The organism is Haladaptatus sp. CMAA 1909 (genome assembly GCF_043952005.1).
Lineage (GTDB): Archaea > Halobacteriota > Halobacteria > Halobacteriales > Haladaptataceae > Haladaptatus.
Window position 1 is genome coordinate 2,113,440 of sequence record NZ_JBIOAV010000001.1, and the last position, 16,793, is coordinate 2,130,232.

Below are 16,793 nucleotides of genomic sequence, written 5' to 3' on the forward strand. Positions count from 1 at the left end.
CGGAGACGGGAGAAGTCACTCGGCCGATTCCGGCGACGGCACAAAAGATTGCTGTTCGAGAACGTCGCGCGACGTCGATTAGAAGTAATCGACGGCCTGCGGCAGTTCCAACTTCATGCCTTTGCGCTCGCGGATCTCCATGATGGTCTCGGGTTGGAGATTGTCCGCCATGACGCGGAATCCGGCGTTCTCCGTGTTCCACGACGCACGACCTTCCGTCGCACTGCGGATGTCCGAGGAGAATCCGATCATCTCGTCGACGGGCGCGATACCTTCGACGACCATGAGGTCACCTTCTTGGTACATGTCGTCCACGCGGCCACGGCGACCCTGAATCTCGCCGGACGCGGCGCCCATGTGTTCGTTCGGCACGTCGATACGGACGTTCTGAATCGGTTCGAGGAGTTTGACGTGACCGTGGATGAGTGCGTTGTGCACTGCCTGCCGGACCGCAGGGATGACCTGTGCCGGACCACGGTGGATGGTGTCCTCGTGGAGACGCGCGTCGTGGAGTTTGATGAGCGTCCCCTGCACGGGTTCTCCCGCAAGCGGACCGTCGTCGAGCGCCTCCGTGAGGCCCTCGATGACGAGTTCCATCGTCTCGTTCAGGTGCTGAATACCCTTCGTGTCGTCGATGAGGATGTTCGTCCCGTGGATGTGTTCGACGTTCTGGCTGGTGTCCTTGTCCATGCCGGCTTCCTGCAGAACCTCACGCCGTTCCTGCTCGGGCATGTCCATCGACACCTCGCCGAGTCGAACCTTTTCGACGATTTCCTCGCTGAGCGGTTCGACGGTGATGTAGAACCGGTTGTGGCGGTTCGGGGAGATACCTTCGACTTCGGTGGTCGCCCCTTGGACCTGTTCGCGGAAGACGACGATGGGTTCACCAGTCGTCACCGGGATACCCTGATTGCGCTCGATACGCTGGGTGATGACTTCGAGGTGGAGTTCACCTTGTCCGCTGATCAGGTGTTCCCCCGTGTCCTCGTTGATATCGATTTGGATGGTCGGGTCTTCCTTGGAGACCTGTCGAAGCGTTTCGATGAGTTTCGGCAGGTCGTCCATGCTCTTTGCCTCGACGGACTTCGTGATGACGGGTTCGCTGATGTGCTCGATGGACTCGAACGGCGTCATCTCCACGCTCGATACCGTGGAACCGGCGATGGCGTCTTTCAGACCGGTGACGGCTGCGATGTTCCCGGCCGGGACGCGCTCCACTTCCTCGCGCTCGCCACCCATGTAGATGCCGACGCTCTGGACGCGGTTCGTTCCGACGGTTCCCGAGATGTAGAGATCTTGGCCTTTCTCCAGCGTTCCGGAGAAGACACGACCGGCGGAGATCTCGCCGGCGTGCGGGTCGATACCGATGTCAGTGACCATCAGGACGACTTCGCCGTCCGGGTCAACGAGGCGCATCTGCTCGGCGAGTTCCGAGTCGTCGTCGCCACGCCAGACGCGGGGGATACGACGGGGCTGAGCCTCGATGGGGTCCGGGAAGTGCTCACAGACCATGTCGAGAATGACGTCCGACAGCGGCGTCTTCTCGTGAAGCTCTTGGCGCTTGCCGTTGCGTTCGAGGTCCATGATGTCCGCGAAGTCCATGCCCGTCGCTTGCATCGACGGCATGGAGACACCCCACTTGTAGAGTGCCGACCCGAACCCGACGGTTCCGTCTTCGACGGAGACGGTCCAGTCGTCCACGTCGTCCATGTCCTCGGTCATGCCGCGAATCAGCTCGTTCACGTCGTCGATGACGTTGAGCAGGCGGCGTTGCATCTCCTCGGGACCCTCTTGGAGTTCCGAGATGAGTCGGTCCACCTTGTTGATGAACAGGGTCGGCTTAACGCCCTCGCGGAGCGCCTGTCGAACGACCGTCTCCGTCTGTGGCATCGCGCCCTCGACGGCGTCCACGACGACGAGCGCACCGTCGACGGCGCGCATCGCACGGGTCACGTCGCCTCCGAAGTCGACGTGGCCCGGCGTGTCGATGAGGTTGATGAGGTGGTCTTCGCCCTCGTACTCGTGAGTCATCGAGACGTTGGCCGCGTCGATGGTGATACCGCGCTCCTGTTCGTCCTCCTCCGTGTCCATCATCAGCTGGGTGGCTTCGCCTTGGTCGGCGATCATGCCCGCACCGGCGAGGAGGTTGTCCGTCAGCGTCGTCTTGCCGTGGTCGACGTGGGCGGCGATGGCGATGTTCCGGATTCGCTCCGGGTTGTCCATAAGCCGCTCACACTGTTCGACGATCTTCTTTCGTCTACCCATATATGGGTATCCCTACCTGTACGAGGTTGAAAAGCGTAGTGTTTTCCCGCCCGAAAAACGGCCGGAAACGGTCCATTTCCCTGCTAAACAGTCACATATGGCACAAGAGTAATGGCCGTGTAGACCGTGCCAACAACACGCATGGATATTCGAGTACACGGTTTGACGTCCCCGAGCCCGTTCCTCAGCGCCTCCGATATCTTCGAAACCGAGCTCGACCTCGAACGACCGGTTCACGTCCGCGTCCGCGACGACCCCGACGAACGAACGTGGACCGCCCATCCCGATGACCACCACGTTCTCAACATCTCTCGGCAGGCCGCGACCAGCGTCATGGCCCGCGAACTCGCGCTCCACGAGTACTCGCACATGGCCCGCAACGAGCAGTCCCACCCCTCGCACACCCAGTCCACCGCCGAGGCGCTGTTCCTCGCGTTCGCCGGTCGGTCGGTCGAACGTCGGAAGCTCACCCACTGCTACCAGATCGCGAACCACATGAAGGACATCTACGCCGACGATATCACGCTCCGCGTCGGCCCGAGCGACAAACTCGTCACGTTCCTCGAATCGGAACTCGCGACGGCCGTCGCGGACCGTCCCGCCGAGGTTCGTGGACGACGGCTGACCGCCACGTCCGACCCGGAAATGACCGCCGTCAACGCCGCCTTCGCCCTCGCCATGGTCGAGCGTCACGACCTCGTCCCCCGTGACCACCGACTCTACGACCTCGCCCGCACCGCCTCACGCGACGCACCGACCGTGGACGTACAGGGATTCAAATACCGGTTCCTCTCGCTGTCCGACGACCCGACCGAAAGCGAATACCGAAAGGCGCTGGTCGGCGCCGCACGCGAATACGTCCTCGGCGGAGAGAAGGGAAGTTCCGAACAAGCCGCGGACTAGGACGTTCCGCGGTTGCTAGTTTTACGATTCCTCGCTCTGGACGAGCTTGCTCTTCCGTGGTCCCATTCGGCAGCTGACAAGAACTCTGCTCGTCATCCCACGTGCGCCGTGCGGTTGGTCGGTAGCACGCAGCCCGTCCAGCTATAGTGTATCTCGCGCACCAATAGTAGAATGTTTGAGGATTTCAGTAGAGCCACAAAATCCTATGTCTCTAAAACCATCCGTTCGAAGTCGTCACTCTGACAAAACCGATAAAACGAGAGAATATCCGAGAGAATTTAGCGGGCCGCGGCGGCGACGCGTTCTTTCTCTTCCTTCTGGTTGACCGCGTAGGTCTGCACGTCGTAGTCCGCAGCGCCGATAAGCTGGGACGCGAGTGCCTCCTCGGCGTCGGTCGACGTCTTGAACGACGCGCCGTGGGCACCCTCCGCGATGAATTTCAGGGCCTGGTCGACGCGACGCTGGGGCGCGACGTCGACTGCCTTGGGAACGGAGATACCACCGTATTTCAGGCGAACCGTCTCCTCACGCGGGGCGGCGTTCTCGACGGCACGGACGAGAACCTGAACCGGGTTCTCCTCCGTGCGGTCGTGAACGATGTCGAACGCGCTGCGGACGATCTTCATCGTCTGCTGTTTCTTGCCCGTGTTCTCCTCCGTCTGCATGAGACGGTTGATGAGGCGCTCGACGATGCTGATCTCGCTCTTCTGGAACTGCTTCGATGCGTGGCGGCCCATCGTGTGCGCGACGGGCGTGATGGTGATGTAGCGCTCGGTGCTCGGGTCGCGGAACTCGATCTCCGAGACGTCCCACGTTCCGAACAGCTTCGCGGCCATCTCGTCGCCTTCGGTGCCGACTTCCTGTTCCGGCTCTGGTTGTTCTTCGTCTGCACTCATGGTTATCGGACCGGTTTCTCCGCGTTTCCGCGAACCAGTTCTTTCAGGCTCACGCCGTTGACCTTCTCGACCTTATAGTTGACACCGGAGATGTCACCCATCGCACGACCTTTCGCACCGCCAATACCGGCGATCGTGACCTCGTCGTGTTCGTCGATGAACGAAATCGCACCGTCGCCGGGACAGAACGCGGAGACTTGCTTTCCGTTCTTGATGAGCTGAACGCGGACACATTTTCGGATTGCGGAGTTGGGCTGTTTCGCCTCGATGCCCACTTTCTCCAGCACGATACCTCGGCCCTGCGGCGCGCCTTCGAGGGGGTCGGATTTCTCCCCGAGACCGCGCTCACGTCGGGCGTAATCGGAGTCAGACCACCGATGCTTCTGGCGGTCCTTCTTCAGCTTACGAGCTGCGTACTTGCCGTTCGCCATATGCAGTGGACTATCCGACGAAGGTACTTAAGCGTCCCCTTTTGGAAGCGACGAAACGGCCGCACGTTGCTCGAAAGGGGTCGATAAAGCGATTTAGGAGCGTTTCAGTGATTCTAAGGCGAGCCAATGGTTTCGTTCGAGACGAACCACGTCATCGGCCCGTCGGGGAATCTGTCCCCAGCGACCGAGAAACGGCGTCCGCGAACCACCCGAACAGGATGAACAGCCACGCGACCGATAGCGAGACGCCGACTGCCACAGCGGCGAATTGGACGAGTGAATCGCGGAAAAGTACGCTCAGACCGAATCCGGCGAGGTACGTCGCCAACAGCGGCCATCCGACGACGACACCGAGCAGTCGCTCGGCGTCGCGAAGCCACACCGGCGTGGTCGTCACGTCGAGTAGTTGAATCCCAAGTAAGAGCGAAACGACCGCAAACAGCGCCAGTGTGCGGTTCGAAGGCGCAAACAACCAGCGCTCCCACGTCGAAGCCGAGTCCGAATCCCCTTCGACCACTTCAACGACCACGACTGCGACGACGTAGCTCACGACCACGGAACCCGAGGAGAATCCGAGCGCCCATGAACCGACGCCGGATTTCACATACGCCATCGCGATGTGCGCATCCCGAACGATGAACCAGAGGAGCGGGTACAGAACGGCGGCGAACGGAAAGGCGAGCGCCCGACGGGGCTGAACGAGAGAGCGGAGACTCATACCACGAAGATGGCAGCTATCTAATATAAATCTTGAGACGAACCCTCCTCTCGGCGGGTGCGAACCGGCCACTCCCGATGCTCGGAAAATCGATGATGTATCGCCCGACCAAATTCCGACTGGAGCGCAATTCGTGCAACCACCGCACCGACGAACACTCGCCGCGAGCGAGAGCGGAGCGACCGGCGATCGGGCCAAGCGACGACCAAAGCGAACGCAGTGAGCGGCGGGAGGAGCGCCGGCTTTTGGTCCAGCTTTTTCCAGGGAGTAAGGCAGAGAGCGAGCGCAATTTGCGCTCGCTCTCGGCCCCCGACCGCAGCAAAAGGTGGTTCAGGTCAACTGGATGTCGTCCACGTCGAAGTGGCGCGCCACCAGCAGTTTCGCGGCTTCGATGTTGCGGCCGTTCGACCCGATGGCGACGCCGGTGTCCTGCTGTGCCACCTCGGCGTAGGCCACCGTGTCGTCGTTCTCGCTGATGGTGACGTGCCGGACTTCCGCCGGGGCCAACGCGTTGACCACGAACCGGTCCGGTTCGTCGGCATCCTCGACGAGTTCCACGTCCGCGCCGAGTTGGTCCTCGACGTTCCGAACGTGTTCGCCGCCCGGCCCGATGGCCTGTCCCATCTCGCCGGGTTTGACGACGAAGATGACTCGCTTTTCGTCGTCCTCACCGAGGACGATACAGTCCCGGGCCGTCGCGCCCGTTTCGTCCTCGAAGAGGGCGATGTACTGGCGGGCCGTGTCGGTGAGTGTGACCGTCATCAGTCGGACGGTTCCGCGCCGCGACTGACCGAACCCATCCGGAGGTTCACGTCGCCCGTTCCGAGTTTGATCGGTTTGCCGACGATGACGTTCTCGATGACGCCGTTCAGGTCGTCGATTTCGCCGTGGATGGCAGCGTCGAGCAGGTGGTTCACCGTCACCTCGAACGCCGCACGTGCGAGGACGGATTCCTTGCTACCCGAAATACCGTGGCGGCCGATGGACTCGATGGTTCCGCGGTTGGTCATGATGTCCGATACCAGCATCAGGTGTCGGACGTTCACGTCGTCGAGACCCTGTTCTTCCAGCGTATCCATCGTCTCCTCGATGATGGACTCGCGCGCCGCCTCGACGCCGAGCGTTCGGTAAATCTCGTGAATGTTGTTACACGTCGTCCGGGAGGCGTCGACGCCCTCGATTTCGAGCGCGTCGGCGAACGCCGACCCCTCGGTGTAGAGGACGAACTCCTCGCCCTCGTCGAGGGATTCGCGCCGAATGACGACGCGGGAAATCTCCTCGATGCCCTTGAAGACGATTTCGCGGAGTTCCTCGACCAACTGGAGGAGCCGTCGGTAACTCGGCTGGTCGGGACCGAACTCGATGACCGACCCCTGCTGAGTCGTCTTGACGCCGAGGCTGTCCTCGATGATGGAGGAGACCTCGTCGGGGGTTATCATCCGCTCTTCGAGCGTGTCCTCGTTCAGGTTGATGGACACGATCATGTCGGCAACGTTCGTCGAGATGTCGCCGAGCGCGAGGATTTTCGTCGCCTCGATGTTCCAGACGACTTCGTGAGCCTTCTCGCGGTTTTCGGCGTACTCGTCTTCGAGATACACCGTCATAATGGGCGTGTCGGGCGTCTTCCGCGCGTCCACCAGTTCGATGAGGCGCGGAAGCCCTTGGGTCACGTCCATCTCCGCCACACCCGCGTAGTGGAACGTGTTCATCGTCATCTGCGTTCCCGGTTCACCGATGGACTGGGCGCTCACCGTTCCCACGGGGTCAAGCGGGTCGACGCGCGTGTCGAGGTAGCGGTGTTCGACCGCTTTGGCGATGTCCGTTACCTGTTCGAGAGAGACGCCATCGCGCGATTCGACGGTATCGTACACTTCGTCCTTGAGTCGTCGGGGAAGTTCGGTGTCCTCGACGATGGCTTCCATATCGTTTGTTACGTTAGTCATCGTTCACCTGAAGTTTGCTGAAGGTGAGCCAGATTGGGCTTTGCTCAATCATCGGATTCCACCTGCCGTGCGTCCGCGTGTTCGGACAGATTCGTCGGCGGCCGTCGTTCGCCCAGGAATTCGAGTTTTCGCGTCTCGCTGTCGAACTCCTCGTCCAGAATCTGGTCGGCGATGCTTTCGACGTCTATCGGATTCTCCTCGTCCGAGGAGACCTGAACCGGCGAGGTGCCGTCCTCGCCGAACTCGAACTGAACGATGTTGTCGCTGGTGTCGCGCACCGTGCCGTCGTACTGCGTTTCGAGTTCGGACAGGGCGTTGATGAGACGACGCTGGAGGTATCCGGACTTGGACGTACGGACCGCCGTGTCCACCAGACCTTCGCGTCCACCCATCGCGTGGAAGAAGAACTCCAACGGCGTCAGACCGCCGGTGTAGGAGTGTTCCACGAAGCCGTGGGCGTCCGCGGAGAGGTCGTCCGCCTGATAGTGCGAGAGCGTTCGATCCTCGTATCCGCGGTTGATGCGCTCGCCCCGAACTGCCTGCTGGCCGACACAACCGGCCATCTGCGTCAGGTTGAGCAGCGACCCACGCGCACCGGAATCGGCCATGATGACCGCCGGGTTGTCGCTGGCGAAGTGGTCCTCCGCGATGTCACCGGCCGAGTCACGCGCCTTGCCGAGCGTCTGCATGATCTTCATCTCCAACGTCTCGTCGACGGTCCGGCCCGGAAGCGATTCCAGTTCGCCGTTCTCGTACGTCTCGATGAGGTTCTGAACGCGCTCGTAGGCGTTGTCGATGGCTTCGTCGATCTGTTCCTGTGCGCCAACCGGAATCGTCTCGTCGTCGATACCGATGGAGAACCCGAAGTGCATGATGGCGCGCATCGCCAACGTCGCGACCTCGTTGATGAAGTGACGGGCGCGGGTCTCGCCGTACGCCTTACAGATGGTGTCGACGATCTCCCCGCCGAAGGCACCGACCGCGTCCTCGTCTATCGTCCCTTCGAGGAGTTGGCCGTTCTCGATGATGACTGTATCGCCGGTCGAACTCGTGAATTCGAGTTCGAGGCCGTCGGGCAGGAGTTCCGAGAACAACGTCTGACCCGTCCAGTACGGGGTGCCATCCTCGTCCGTGCCGTCCTCTTCCGGCAGCTCGTCGATACGCGTCGCACGGAGCAGGTCGAGCGCCTGCGTCTCGTTGAAGTGCGGGTTGTGGTGAGTGAGGAGGTACGTCCCAGAGATGTGGTCCTGAATCGCGCCGATGATGTTCTCACCGAAGCGCGGAGACAGGATTTGTTCCTGCACGCGCATGAGCACGCGCGCTTCCGCGCGTGCCTCCTCGTTCTGGAGGGCGTGCATGTTCATCTCGTCTCCGTCGAAGTCGGCGTTGTACGGCGGACAGACGACGGTGTTCAGTCGGAACGTCTTGTACGGCATCACGACCACTTCGTGGGCCATGATGGACATTCGGTGCAGGGACGGCTGTCGGTTGAAGATGACGATGTCGCCGTCAATGAGGTGTCGATTGACCTCCCATCCCGGTTCGACCTTCTCCGCGAGTTCCTCGCAGTTCTTCTCGGTCACCTTCAGGCGACGGCCGTCGGGTCGCTTGACGTAGTTCGCGCCGGGGTGACCCTCGGGTCCGTTTCGAACGTAGCGTCGGGCCTCCTCGATGCTTCGCGGCGTGACGTTCATCGTCTGGGTCATCTCGCGGGCGACTCGTCGCGGGACGCCGACTTCGTTCAGCGAGAGCGTCGGGTCCGGCGAGATGACGGTCCGCGCCGAGAAGTTCACGCGTTTTCCGGACAGGGAGCCACGGAATCGACCTTCCTTACCCTTCAACCGCTGGGAGAGCGTCTTCAGTGGACGCCCGGAGCGGTGGCGGGCGGGCGGGGTGCCCGAAATCTCGTTGTCCATGAACGTCGTGACGTGGTACTGGAGCAGTTCCCACAGGTCCTCGATGATGAGTTGCGGGGCACCTGCCTCGCGGTTCTCCATGAACCGCTGGTTGATGCGGATGATGTCCACCAGTTTGTGGGTCAGGTCGTCCTCGGACCGCTGGCCGTTGTCCAACGTAATCGATGGACGGGCCGTCACCGGCGGAACCGGAAGGACGGTCAGAATCATCCACTCGGGACGCGAGCGACTCGAATCGATGCCGAGCGCCTCGATGTCCCGGTCCGGGATGTCCTCGAACCAGTCGCGGATGTCCGAGGGCATCAGCTTGTTCATGTCCTCGGTCGTGAGGTCGATGGAGAGCGCCTTCTCGATGGCCTTCCGGTCCGCTTCGCGCGGTCGGAACTCGCCCGAGATAATCTGGTTGATACGCGAGAGGTCGACGTCCGTCTGGTCGGCCAACTCCTGCGGCGAGACGGGTTCGAGGTCCTCGTCCTCGTCGCCCTCCTCGTTTCGACCCTGCATCCGGGAGGCGATGCGCTCCGAGTACTCGCTCGTGAGGACCTGCTGAACCTCGTAGTAGGTCGTCGGCTTCTCGTGGTTGATGTCGTACTGGACCTCACCGCAGTGGGGACAGCGGTCCTTCTTGCGGGCCTCGCGAATCGCGGCCTTCGTCACGTCGGTGATATCGTTGCCGAGTTCCTTTGTTCGCGTGAGCATGCCGCGGTACTTCTCCTTTTCCTCCTCCGTGAGGAGCAGGCGCGAACAGTCGCGGCAGGTACCGCGAAGGAGACGGCGGATGAGTTTCGTGAATCCGACGTGGATGACGGGGGCGGCCAGTTCGATGTGGCCGAAGTGACCGTTACAGGACCCGGAGTGTTGCCCGCAGGTCTTACACTCCAGACCGGGGTCGATGACGCCCAATCGCGGGTCCATCAGCCCCATGTCGATGGGGAATCCGTCGTCGTCGTAGGTGTCGGCGGTGATGATTTTCGTCGCCGACATCTCTCGGTACTCCTCCGGGTCCATCAAACCGAAGCTGATGGAGCCGATTTCCTTGGGAGTTTGACTTGTTGCCATGTTAGACTGCGTCCTCCAGTTCGAGTCGCGGCGCGATGCCGAGCGCCTTCATCTCGTCGAGCAGGAGCTTGAACGCGTAGCTCATCTCGATTTCGTGAATATCCGTTTCTTCCTCACAGTTCGGGCAGTACACGCGGTTCTGGTCGATGTTCTCCACCGCACTCATACCGCACTGACCACAGACGTAGATCCATTCGCGGTCGGAGGAGTCGAGGAGACGCTCCTTGAGTGCCAGGGCGGCACCGTGTCCGATGAGCACCTCACGCTCCATCTCACCCACACGGAGACCACCCTCGCGGGCACGTCCTTCTGTCGGCTGGCGCGTCAGCACCTGCACCGGCCCGCGCGAACGGGCGTGAAGCTTGTTCGACACCATGTGGTAGAGCTTGTGGTACAGAATCGTGCCGACGAAGATTTCGGCCTCGATCTTCTCGCCCGTCACGCCGGAGTACATGATCTCCTTGCCGGACGATTTGTAGCCGCGCTCCTGCAGCGCCGACCGGAGTTCCTCCTTGTCCTCGCCGGTGAACGCCGTCCCGTCCACGCGACGGCCTTCCATCGCGCCGACTTTGCCGCCGATCATCTCCAGCACGTGACCGACCGTCATACGCGACGGCAACGCGTGCGGGTTGACGATGAGGTCGGGAACGACCCCCTCCTGCGTGAAGGGCATGTCCTCCTGCGGCGCGATGTGACCGACGACACCTTTCTGTCCGTGCCGCGACGCGAACTTGTCCCCGAGTTCCGGGATTCGCTCGTCGCGCACCGACACCTTGGAGAGCTTCGAACCGTCCTCGCCCTCCATCAGCGTCACGGTGTCCACGACGCCGGATTCGCCCGAGCGCATCGTGACGCTCGTCTCGCGGCGTTTCTGTGGCGACAGACCGCCCATGTCGTCCGGTTCTTCGAGGAACCGCGGCGGACTCGTCTTGCCGAGGAGCACGCTGTTCTCGTCCACGCGCGTCTCGGGGTTGACCAGACCGTCCTCGTCGAGGTGCGTGTAGGCGTCCTCGCCGCGGGCACCGCGAACGTCGTCGCCCGGAATCTCGAAGCGATCCTCCTGTCCACCCGGGTAGCGGCGTTCTTCGCCCTCGTAGGTGCGGAAGAAGTGCGAACGAGCGAGCGCGCGCTCGACCGACCCTTTGTTCATGACGAGCGCGTCCTCGATGTTGAACCCTTCGTAGCTCATTACCGCGACGGTGAAGTTCTGTGCGGCGGGTCGGTCGTCGAACCCGATCTGCTCCGTCGTCTGCGTCTTCACCATCGAAAGCTGCGGGTAGTGGAAGAGGTGCTGGCGCGTGTCCGGGCGAATTCGGTAGTTCGCCGACGGCAGTCCGAGCGACTGCTTCATCATCCCCGCGCCCATCGTAATACGGGGGCTGGCGTTGTGTTCCGGGTACGGAATCATGCCCGCACCGATACCGAAGATGAGTTGCGGGTCGATTTCGAGGTGCGTGTGGTCCCCGTTCAACTCCGCGTCATCGACGGCGACGTAGATGTCCTCTTCCTCCTCGGCGTCGATGAACTCGATTTTGCCGCGTTCGACGAGTTCCTCGAACGAGAGGTCGCCCTGATTGAGCGCTTCTACTTCTTCGTCCGTGATGCGGGTTTCGCCGTCCTCGACCACGAGGAGCGGTCGGCGGGCGCGTCCCGCGTCCGCGTTGATGATGACTTCGCTGGTACGTTCCTTGACCGAGACGTTCACCATCTCGCTCACGTCGCCGCGTCGTCGCGCCTCACGTACCTGATCTGCGAGCTGTTCGGGGTCGGGGTGTGTTCCGACCAGACTGCCGTTGACGTATACTTTCGCTTCTCGTCCCTGACTCATCAGTCTGCGCTCCCTTCGATGCTCTCGATTCCGGGAATCCCCTCGACTCCCATCGACGACAGTTCGTGTTTGAGTTCCTGTTCGTCCTCGATGTTTTGGCTCAACTCCATCGCCTGCGCGAAGTTCTTCACCAGACCACAGTTCGGCCCTTCCGGCGTCTCGGACGGGCAGATGCGACCCCACTGGGTCGCGTGCAGGTCACGCGCCTCGAAGTGGGGTTGCGAGCGACTGAGCGGACTGCGGAGGCGGCGAAGGTGTGACAGCACGCCCATGAAGTCCGTCCGGTCCACCAACTGCGAGACGCCGGAGCGGCCGCCCACCCAGTTTCCGGTCGCGATAGGGTGTTCGAGACGCTCGGTGAGAACGTCGGACCGAACCACGGTGTTGACGGACAGCTGCCGGTTGCGCATGTTCGCGCGTTCGAGCTGATACTTCACGTCGCGTGCCAGTTTATTCAGCGCCGTGCGGAACAGGTCCTTCATCAGGTCGCCGGACACCTTCAGCCGTTTGTTGGCGTAGTGGTCCTTGTCGTCCGAGTCGCGGCGGCCCAGCGCGAGTTCGAAACACGCCTCGGCCATCCGCGCGAGGTAGTACGCCTTGTTGATGCGAACCTCCTCCTCCTCGACGCCGTCCTCGTGGAGATGGGGCAGGAGGTAGCGATCGATGACGTAGTTCGCCCGCTTCAACTGGTAGTTCTTGCCCTGTCCGGAGGCGACGCGCTTCCCGAGCGTCTCGATGGCCTCCTCTTGGGTCTGGACCTCCGCCGCCTCCAGATTTTCGAGCATGAACTTCACGATTTCCGGGTCGTCGGAGACGCGGTGGACGATCTCCTCGTCGGATTCGAGGCCCAGCGCGCGAACGAGCGTGACGAAGTTGACGCTCCCCGACACCGACGGGAACGACACTTCGAGCAGGCCGTCACGCGAGCGCTCGACGAGGACCAGCGCGCGGTAGCCACGGCGCTGGCTGAACGTCTTTGCGACCTGAATCTCGTCGCCGTACTTCGTGTCGTACTCGGCGAGAATCTTGTTCGGCGCGAGGTCCTCCGAGGTCATCAACACTCGCTCGGAACCGTTGACGATGAAGTAGCCGCCGGGGTCGGCGGGGTCCTCGCCGATTTCGACCAAGTCCTCCTCGTCGAAGTTGGCGATGTTACACTTCTCCGAGCCGACCATTATCGGCATCCGACCGACTTTCGTTTCGGTCGAATCGACGACGCGTTTGTCGTCACCCTCGCCCTTGACGATGGTCATCTCCATGAAGACGGGTGCGGCGTACGTGATGTTGCGAAGGCGTGCCTCCTGCGGGTAGAGGAGTTCTTCGCTGCCGTCCGCTTCACGTACGCGCGGGGTGACCACCCGGATGTCGCCGAGTTCGACGAACACCGGTTCTTCGCCCTCCTTGTCGCCGATGTCCGTGTCGATGATTCCCTTCTCGGTAACGACTTCCTGCATGCCGCGGGTCAGGAAAGCGTTAAACGAGCGGTAGTGATGCTCCGCGAGTCGTTCTTTCGAGAAATACTCCCTCGATAGTGTGCGTCGGTCTTCCTGTTGCATTATTCCACCACGAGTCGATATACGACGGCGTTCCCCGTCGTCCGGGAGTCGCGGACGATTTTGATGACGTCACCCGTATCCGCGTCGTCGGGCAGTGCCGGGTCGGTCCGCTTGATCTTTGGCAGGTCTGTACTCTTGATGTCGTATTCCTCGAGCACCTCGTCGAGTTCGTCCGGGTCGACGATGGAGTGCTCTGGAACCATTTTGTGTTGGCTTACGTCTACCATGTGTGCGCGAGTTTTCGGCTAGCGGGAGAAATGGCTATCACGAGATACTACAGGGTATTACACGCAGCACTCATTTAAGACTTGCTAAGTAGGTTCGCACACGCTCGGCTATCCCGAACCTCCACCCACGAAGCGGAGGCGGCCAACTGAACACCTCTATCTACTTCGTTCTGGTATAAATGGTTTGGGCATTCGGGATGTGTTAACATGGTCCGGTAGAAACCCACATCCGGCGCGTGTTTGGAAAGCCTTAAGAGTACAAGCCAGAAAGGATTGGATGCGAAGGCCCGGGTGGTGTAGTGGCCCATCATACGACCCTGTCACGGTCGTGACGCGGGTTCAAATCCCGCCTCGGGCGTTCTTCCGCGAACAACTCCGACGAGCACCGCGTAGCGTGTGCTCGTCATCGTGAGCGGAAATCTCCTCTCGGGATTTGAATCCTGTCAGCGGCACGCCCGCGCAACGGACGTGAGCAGAACCACTGACTACGGTTCAAATCCCGCCTCGGGCGCTTTCTGACGAAACAATACCGCACGAGTGGTGACTCTGCACGTCCCGTCTTCCGGCGAGAGGAATACGAAACAGGCAGAGTAACCCACGTAGGTTCAAAAGGGAGAGGGAACCATCCACGACCGACTGAAGGGATGAACACGTCACGAAGAGGAGACGAAACGGAGAGTACGATTCTGAGCAGACTCATGGCGGTCGGTCTGTCGGTGTCCGTTCCGTTCGGGGACAGCGATAGGTACGACCTCGTGGCCGACGACGGGCAAACCCTCCATCGAGTACAGTGTAAAACTGGAAATTGGATAAACGGGACAGTTCGATTCAACCTCTATACGTCGACGGTCGGTGCTGACGGGCGTGTAGACTCGGAATACACCGCGGAGGAGATAGACGTGTACGCGGTGTACTCGCGAAGAACCGAGGATGTCTACTGGGTACCCATCCGCGAAACCGGGTCCGGGGAAATGCGTCTTCGAGTCGAGGACCCCCATCCAAACGCACCCGCGTCGAAAATCAACTGGGCTAGTGACTACACGCTGACGACGGTGTTCGGCTGAGCAACGCATCATCCAGTCACACTGAAATAATACGGACACCCACATCGAGTCAACCACTACCACTGAGCGACGAAATCGACACCCCTTAATAAGGTCGGCAAAAAGAAGTGAATGCGAAGGCCCGGGTGGTGTAGTGGCCCATCATACGACCCTGTCACGGTCGTGACGCGGGTTCAAATCCCGCCTCGGGCGCTTTCTAACGGATCAACGCTTCTTCAGCGGAGTCTGTGTCATCGGGTCCGCTTTTTCATGAAGGGACCGGAAACCCGCCGCTCAGTCCAGTCCGACGGGGGCAACCTATAGGAATCACGACGACGTGACAGCAGAGCGGGGGAAACGAATGGCGCAAACGGGGGAGACGAGTTCGGTGGGACGCGGCGGATGAACGGTCGAACGGGACTCTCGATAGGACTCCTGTTGCTGGTCGTACTAGCGGGCGTGTGGCCGGGAGCAGTGGGTTCGAGCAGCGAGTCGGCTATCGAACAGGGAACGCCGGGACCGACGGGAGAGTTCAGAATCGTCTCCGTCGCTTCGAACGTCCCGATAAACGGGACGGGGAACCTGTCCATCACGTTCGAGAACACGGGAGAGGACGTTTCGAACACGAGCATTCGGGTGCGCTCCCCGAACGAGAGCGTTCGGTTCGGGCCGTCGCAGACGGCGCGTAAATTCGTCGGGAATTGGTCGGCGGGCGAGCGGCGGACGGTCAAATACGGCCTGCTCGCCGAGGAGTTCGCGGAGGTGAGACAGTACCCGTTCGAAGCGACCATCTCGTTCACCAACGCTGACGGGGAGCGTGAACGGGCAGGACCGTACACGTTCGACGTGCAGCCGACCGACCGAGTTCAACTGGAGCGGTTCGAGGTGACGAGCGTTTCTTCGAACGCCCAGTCCGGCGATACGGGGGTAGTTTCGCTGACCGTGGAGAATACGGGACGCGACGTGAACGACGCCGTCGTGTCGCTTCAGTCCGCGAACGAACAGCTCACGCTCGGACGGTCGCAGAACGCCAGTCAGTTCGTGAGCGAGTGGTCGTCGAACGAACGGGAAACCTTCCAGTATCGGGTGACGGCGAGCAACGACACTGTAGGGGGGAACTACCCGTTCAGCCTCTCGATTTCCTATCGCGAGAACGGAACGCGGAATCGAACGGAACCACACCTCATCGGCGTCATACCGGACCCGGAACAGTCGTTTTCGCTGGGGAACCTGAACAGCACATTGCATGTGGGACAGGAGGGAACCGTCTCCGGAACCGTGACGAACGAAGGGCCACAGCGCGCGCCGAGCGCCGTTCTCGTCCTCGTATCACGCGGAGGGAATACCACCGTGTCGCCGAAGGAGACGGAGTACGCGCTCGGAACGCTCGATTCGGGCGAATCGTCCCCGTTCGATTTTCAAGTCGACGTGAGCGACGCCGCGGACCGCGGCCCGCGACAACTGTCGTTCGTGGTGCGATACCAGAATCAGGACGGCGACCCGCGACAGAGCAAATCCCTCGACGCACAGGTGACGGTAGGTCCACGTCGGGACGAGTTCCGTCTGGACGCGAAGCGAACCTCGGTCGAATCGGGTTCGACGGCGACGGTTTCGTTCGTCGTCACGAACAACGAGAATCGGACCCTCCGAAACATCGACGCGCAGGCGTTCGTGGACAGTCCATTGACCATAAACGACAACGGGGCGTTCATCGAGAAACTGGAACCGAACGAATCGGCGACCATCAGGTTCGACGTCGGTGCAGACGGGGGAACGCTCGCGAACACGTATCCGATGTCGGTCGATTTCCAGTACGACACGCCGGCCGGGGAGACGAAACTCACCGGCACGTACGAGGTCCCGGTTCGAGTGACGACGCCGGAACGGGGAGGAGTGCTGTCGTTTTCGAGCGGGTCCGGTGGGCTCATCGTGGTCGGTATAATCACCCTTCTGCTCGCCATCGGTGTCGTCCTCTTCCTGCGACGTCGGCGACAACGGCGGTGAGTCC

General features: G+C 61.4%; 13 protein-coding genes and 2 tRNA genes. 5 read left to right on the forward strand and 10 right to left on the reverse strand.

Translation table 11 applies throughout. The annotated features are described in order from the left end of the window. Positions 1-78: 78 nt before the first annotated feature. Complete coding sequence (locus ACGYLY_RS11595) at positions 79-2,265, reverse strand: elongation factor EF-2 (protein WP_395281460.1); 2,187 nt, start codon at positions 2,263-2,265, stop codon at positions 79-81. 141 nt (positions 2,266-2,406) lie between these two features. On the opposite strand from ACGYLY_RS11595, the gene ACGYLY_RS11600 reads away from it, so the two are divergent. Next, complete coding sequence (locus ACGYLY_RS11600) at positions 2,407-3,168, forward strand: DUF5781 family protein (protein ID WP_395281459.1); 762 nt, start codon at positions 2,407-2,409, stop codon at positions 3,166-3,168. A 278-nt stretch (positions 3,169-3,446) separates the two neighbouring features. Here ACGYLY_RS11600 and ACGYLY_RS11605 read toward each other — a convergent pair whose 3' ends face one another. The 9 genes from ACGYLY_RS11605 to ACGYLY_RS11645 form a co-directional block, all read right to left on the reverse strand. Continuing rightward, on the reverse strand, positions 3,447-4,064 hold the full coding sequence (locus ACGYLY_RS11605; RefSeq protein WP_395281458.1) for a 30S ribosomal protein S7: 618 nt from the start codon (positions 4,062-4,064) through the stop codon (positions 3,447-3,449). A 2-nt stretch (positions 4,065-4,066) separates the two neighbouring features. After that, entirely contained in the window at positions 4,067-4,495 is a 429-nt protein-coding gene (locus tag ACGYLY_RS11610) for a 30S ribosomal protein S12 (protein WP_007979666.1), read from the reverse strand. Positions 4,496-4,646: 151 nt separating this feature from the next. Next, a complete protein-coding gene (locus ACGYLY_RS11615; protein ID WP_395281457.1) occupies positions 4,647-5,213 on the reverse strand; it encodes a hypothetical protein in 567 nt (188 codons plus the stop codon). A 330-nt stretch (positions 5,214-5,543) separates the two neighbouring features. After that, positions 5,544-5,975, reverse strand: a complete 432-nt coding sequence (locus tag ACGYLY_RS11620) for a NusA-like transcription termination signal-binding factor (protein ID WP_395281456.1) — start codon at positions 5,973-5,975, stop codon at positions 5,544-5,546. Continuing rightward, positions 5,975-7,156 carry a DNA-directed RNA polymerase subunit A'' gene (rpoA2, locus tag ACGYLY_RS11625; protein WP_395281455.1) on the reverse strand — a complete coding sequence of 394 codons (1,182 nt, stop codon included), beginning with the start codon at positions 7,154-7,156 and terminating at the stop codon, positions 5,975-5,977. The genes ACGYLY_RS11620 and rpoA2 overlap by 1 nt, the downstream gene beginning before the upstream one ends. 44 nt (positions 7,157-7,200) lie before the next feature. Beyond that, complete coding sequence (locus ACGYLY_RS11630) at positions 7,201-10,131, reverse strand: DNA-directed RNA polymerase subunit A' (RefSeq protein ID WP_395281454.1); 2,931 nt, start codon at positions 10,129-10,131, stop codon at positions 7,201-7,203. Between the two features lies 1 nt (position 10,132). After that, positions 10,133-11,959, reverse strand: coding sequence for a DNA-directed RNA polymerase subunit B (gene rpoB / locus ACGYLY_RS11635; RefSeq protein WP_395281453.1), 1,827 nt, complete (start codon positions 11,957-11,959; stop codon positions 10,133-10,135). Beyond that, entirely contained in the window at positions 11,959-13,515 is a 1,557-nt protein-coding gene (locus tag ACGYLY_RS11640; RefSeq protein WP_231184752.1) for a DNA-directed RNA polymerase subunit B'', read from the reverse strand. Before ACGYLY_RS11640 ends, rpoB begins: the two co-directional genes overlap by 1 nt. After that, entirely contained in the window at positions 13,515-13,742 is a 228-nt protein-coding gene (locus ACGYLY_RS11645) for a DNA-directed RNA polymerase subunit H (RefSeq protein ID WP_395281452.1), read from the reverse strand. Before ACGYLY_RS11645 ends, ACGYLY_RS11640 begins: the two co-directional genes overlap by 1 nt. A 285-nt stretch (positions 13,743-14,027) precedes the next feature. Here ACGYLY_RS11645 and ACGYLY_RS11650 point away from each other — a divergent pair. From ACGYLY_RS11650 to ACGYLY_RS11665, 4 genes are all read left to right on the forward strand, one after another. Then, positions 14,028-14,100, forward strand: a tRNA-Asp gene (locus ACGYLY_RS11650). Between the two features lie 286 nt (positions 14,101-14,386). Beyond that, on the forward strand, positions 14,387-14,806 hold the full coding sequence (locus ACGYLY_RS11655; RefSeq protein ID WP_395281451.1) for a group I intron-associated PD-(D/E)XK endonuclease: 420 nt from the start codon (positions 14,387-14,389) through the stop codon (positions 14,804-14,806). A 119-nt stretch (positions 14,807-14,925) separates the two neighbouring features. After that, positions 14,926-14,998: transfer RNA gene (locus ACGYLY_RS11660), tRNA-Asp, on the forward strand. 189 nt (positions 14,999-15,187) lie between these two features. Further along, positions 15,188-16,789 carry a hypothetical protein gene (locus ACGYLY_RS11665; RefSeq protein WP_395281450.1) on the forward strand — a complete coding sequence of 534 codons (1,602 nt, stop codon included), beginning with the start codon at positions 15,188-15,190 and terminating at the stop codon, positions 16,787-16,789. The last annotated feature ends 4 nt before the right edge of the window (positions 16,790-16,793 follow it).

Bases quoted from the DNA above. Each gene is read 5' to 3' on its own strand.
- ACGYLY_RS11595 (WP_395281460.1), bottom strand. From the start codon at position 2,265: ATGGGTAGACGAAAGAAGATCGTCGAACAGTGTGAGCGGCTTATGGAC.
- ACGYLY_RS11600 (WP_395281459.1), top strand. From the start codon at position 2,407: ATGGATATTCGAGTACACGGTTTGACGTCCCCGAGCCCGTTCCTCAGC.
- ACGYLY_RS11605 (WP_395281458.1), bottom strand. From the start codon at position 4,064: ATGAGTGCAGACGAAGAACAACCAGAGCCGGAACAGGAAGTCGGCACC.
- ACGYLY_RS11610 (WP_007979666.1), bottom strand. From the start codon at position 4,495: ATGGCGAACGGCAAGTACGCAGCTCGTAAGCTGAAGAAGGACCGCCAG.
- ACGYLY_RS11615 (WP_395281457.1), bottom strand. From the start codon at position 5,213: ATGAGTCTCCGCTCTCTCGTTCAGCCCCGTCGGGCGCTCGCCTTTCCG.
- ACGYLY_RS11620 (WP_395281456.1), bottom strand. From the start codon at position 5,975: ATGACGGTCACACTCACCGACACGGCCCGCCAGTACATCGCCCTCTTC.
- rpoA2 (WP_395281455.1), bottom strand. From the start codon at position 7,156: ATGACTAACGTAACAAACGATATGGAAGCCATCGTCGAGGACACCGAA.
- ACGYLY_RS11630 (WP_395281454.1), bottom strand. From the start codon at position 10,131: ATGGCAACAAGTCAAACTCCCAAGGAAATCGGCTCCATCAGCTTCGGT.
- rpoB (WP_395281453.1), bottom strand. From the start codon at position 11,959: ATGAGTCAGGGACGAGAAGCGAAAGTATACGTCAACGGCAGTCTGGTC.
- ACGYLY_RS11640 (WP_231184752.1), bottom strand. From the start codon at position 13,515: ATGCAACAGGAAGACCGACGCACACTATCGAGGGAGTATTTCTCGAAA.
- ACGYLY_RS11645 (WP_395281452.1), bottom strand. From the start codon at position 13,742: ATGGTAGACGTAAGCCAACACAAAATGGTTCCAGAGCACTCCATCGTC.
- ACGYLY_RS11655 (WP_395281451.1), top strand. From the start codon at position 14,387: ATGAACACGTCACGAAGAGGAGACGAAACGGAGAGTACGATTCTGAGC.
- ACGYLY_RS11665 (WP_395281450.1), top strand. From the start codon at position 15,188: ATGAACGGTCGAACGGGACTCTCGATAGGACTCCTGTTGCTGGTCGTA.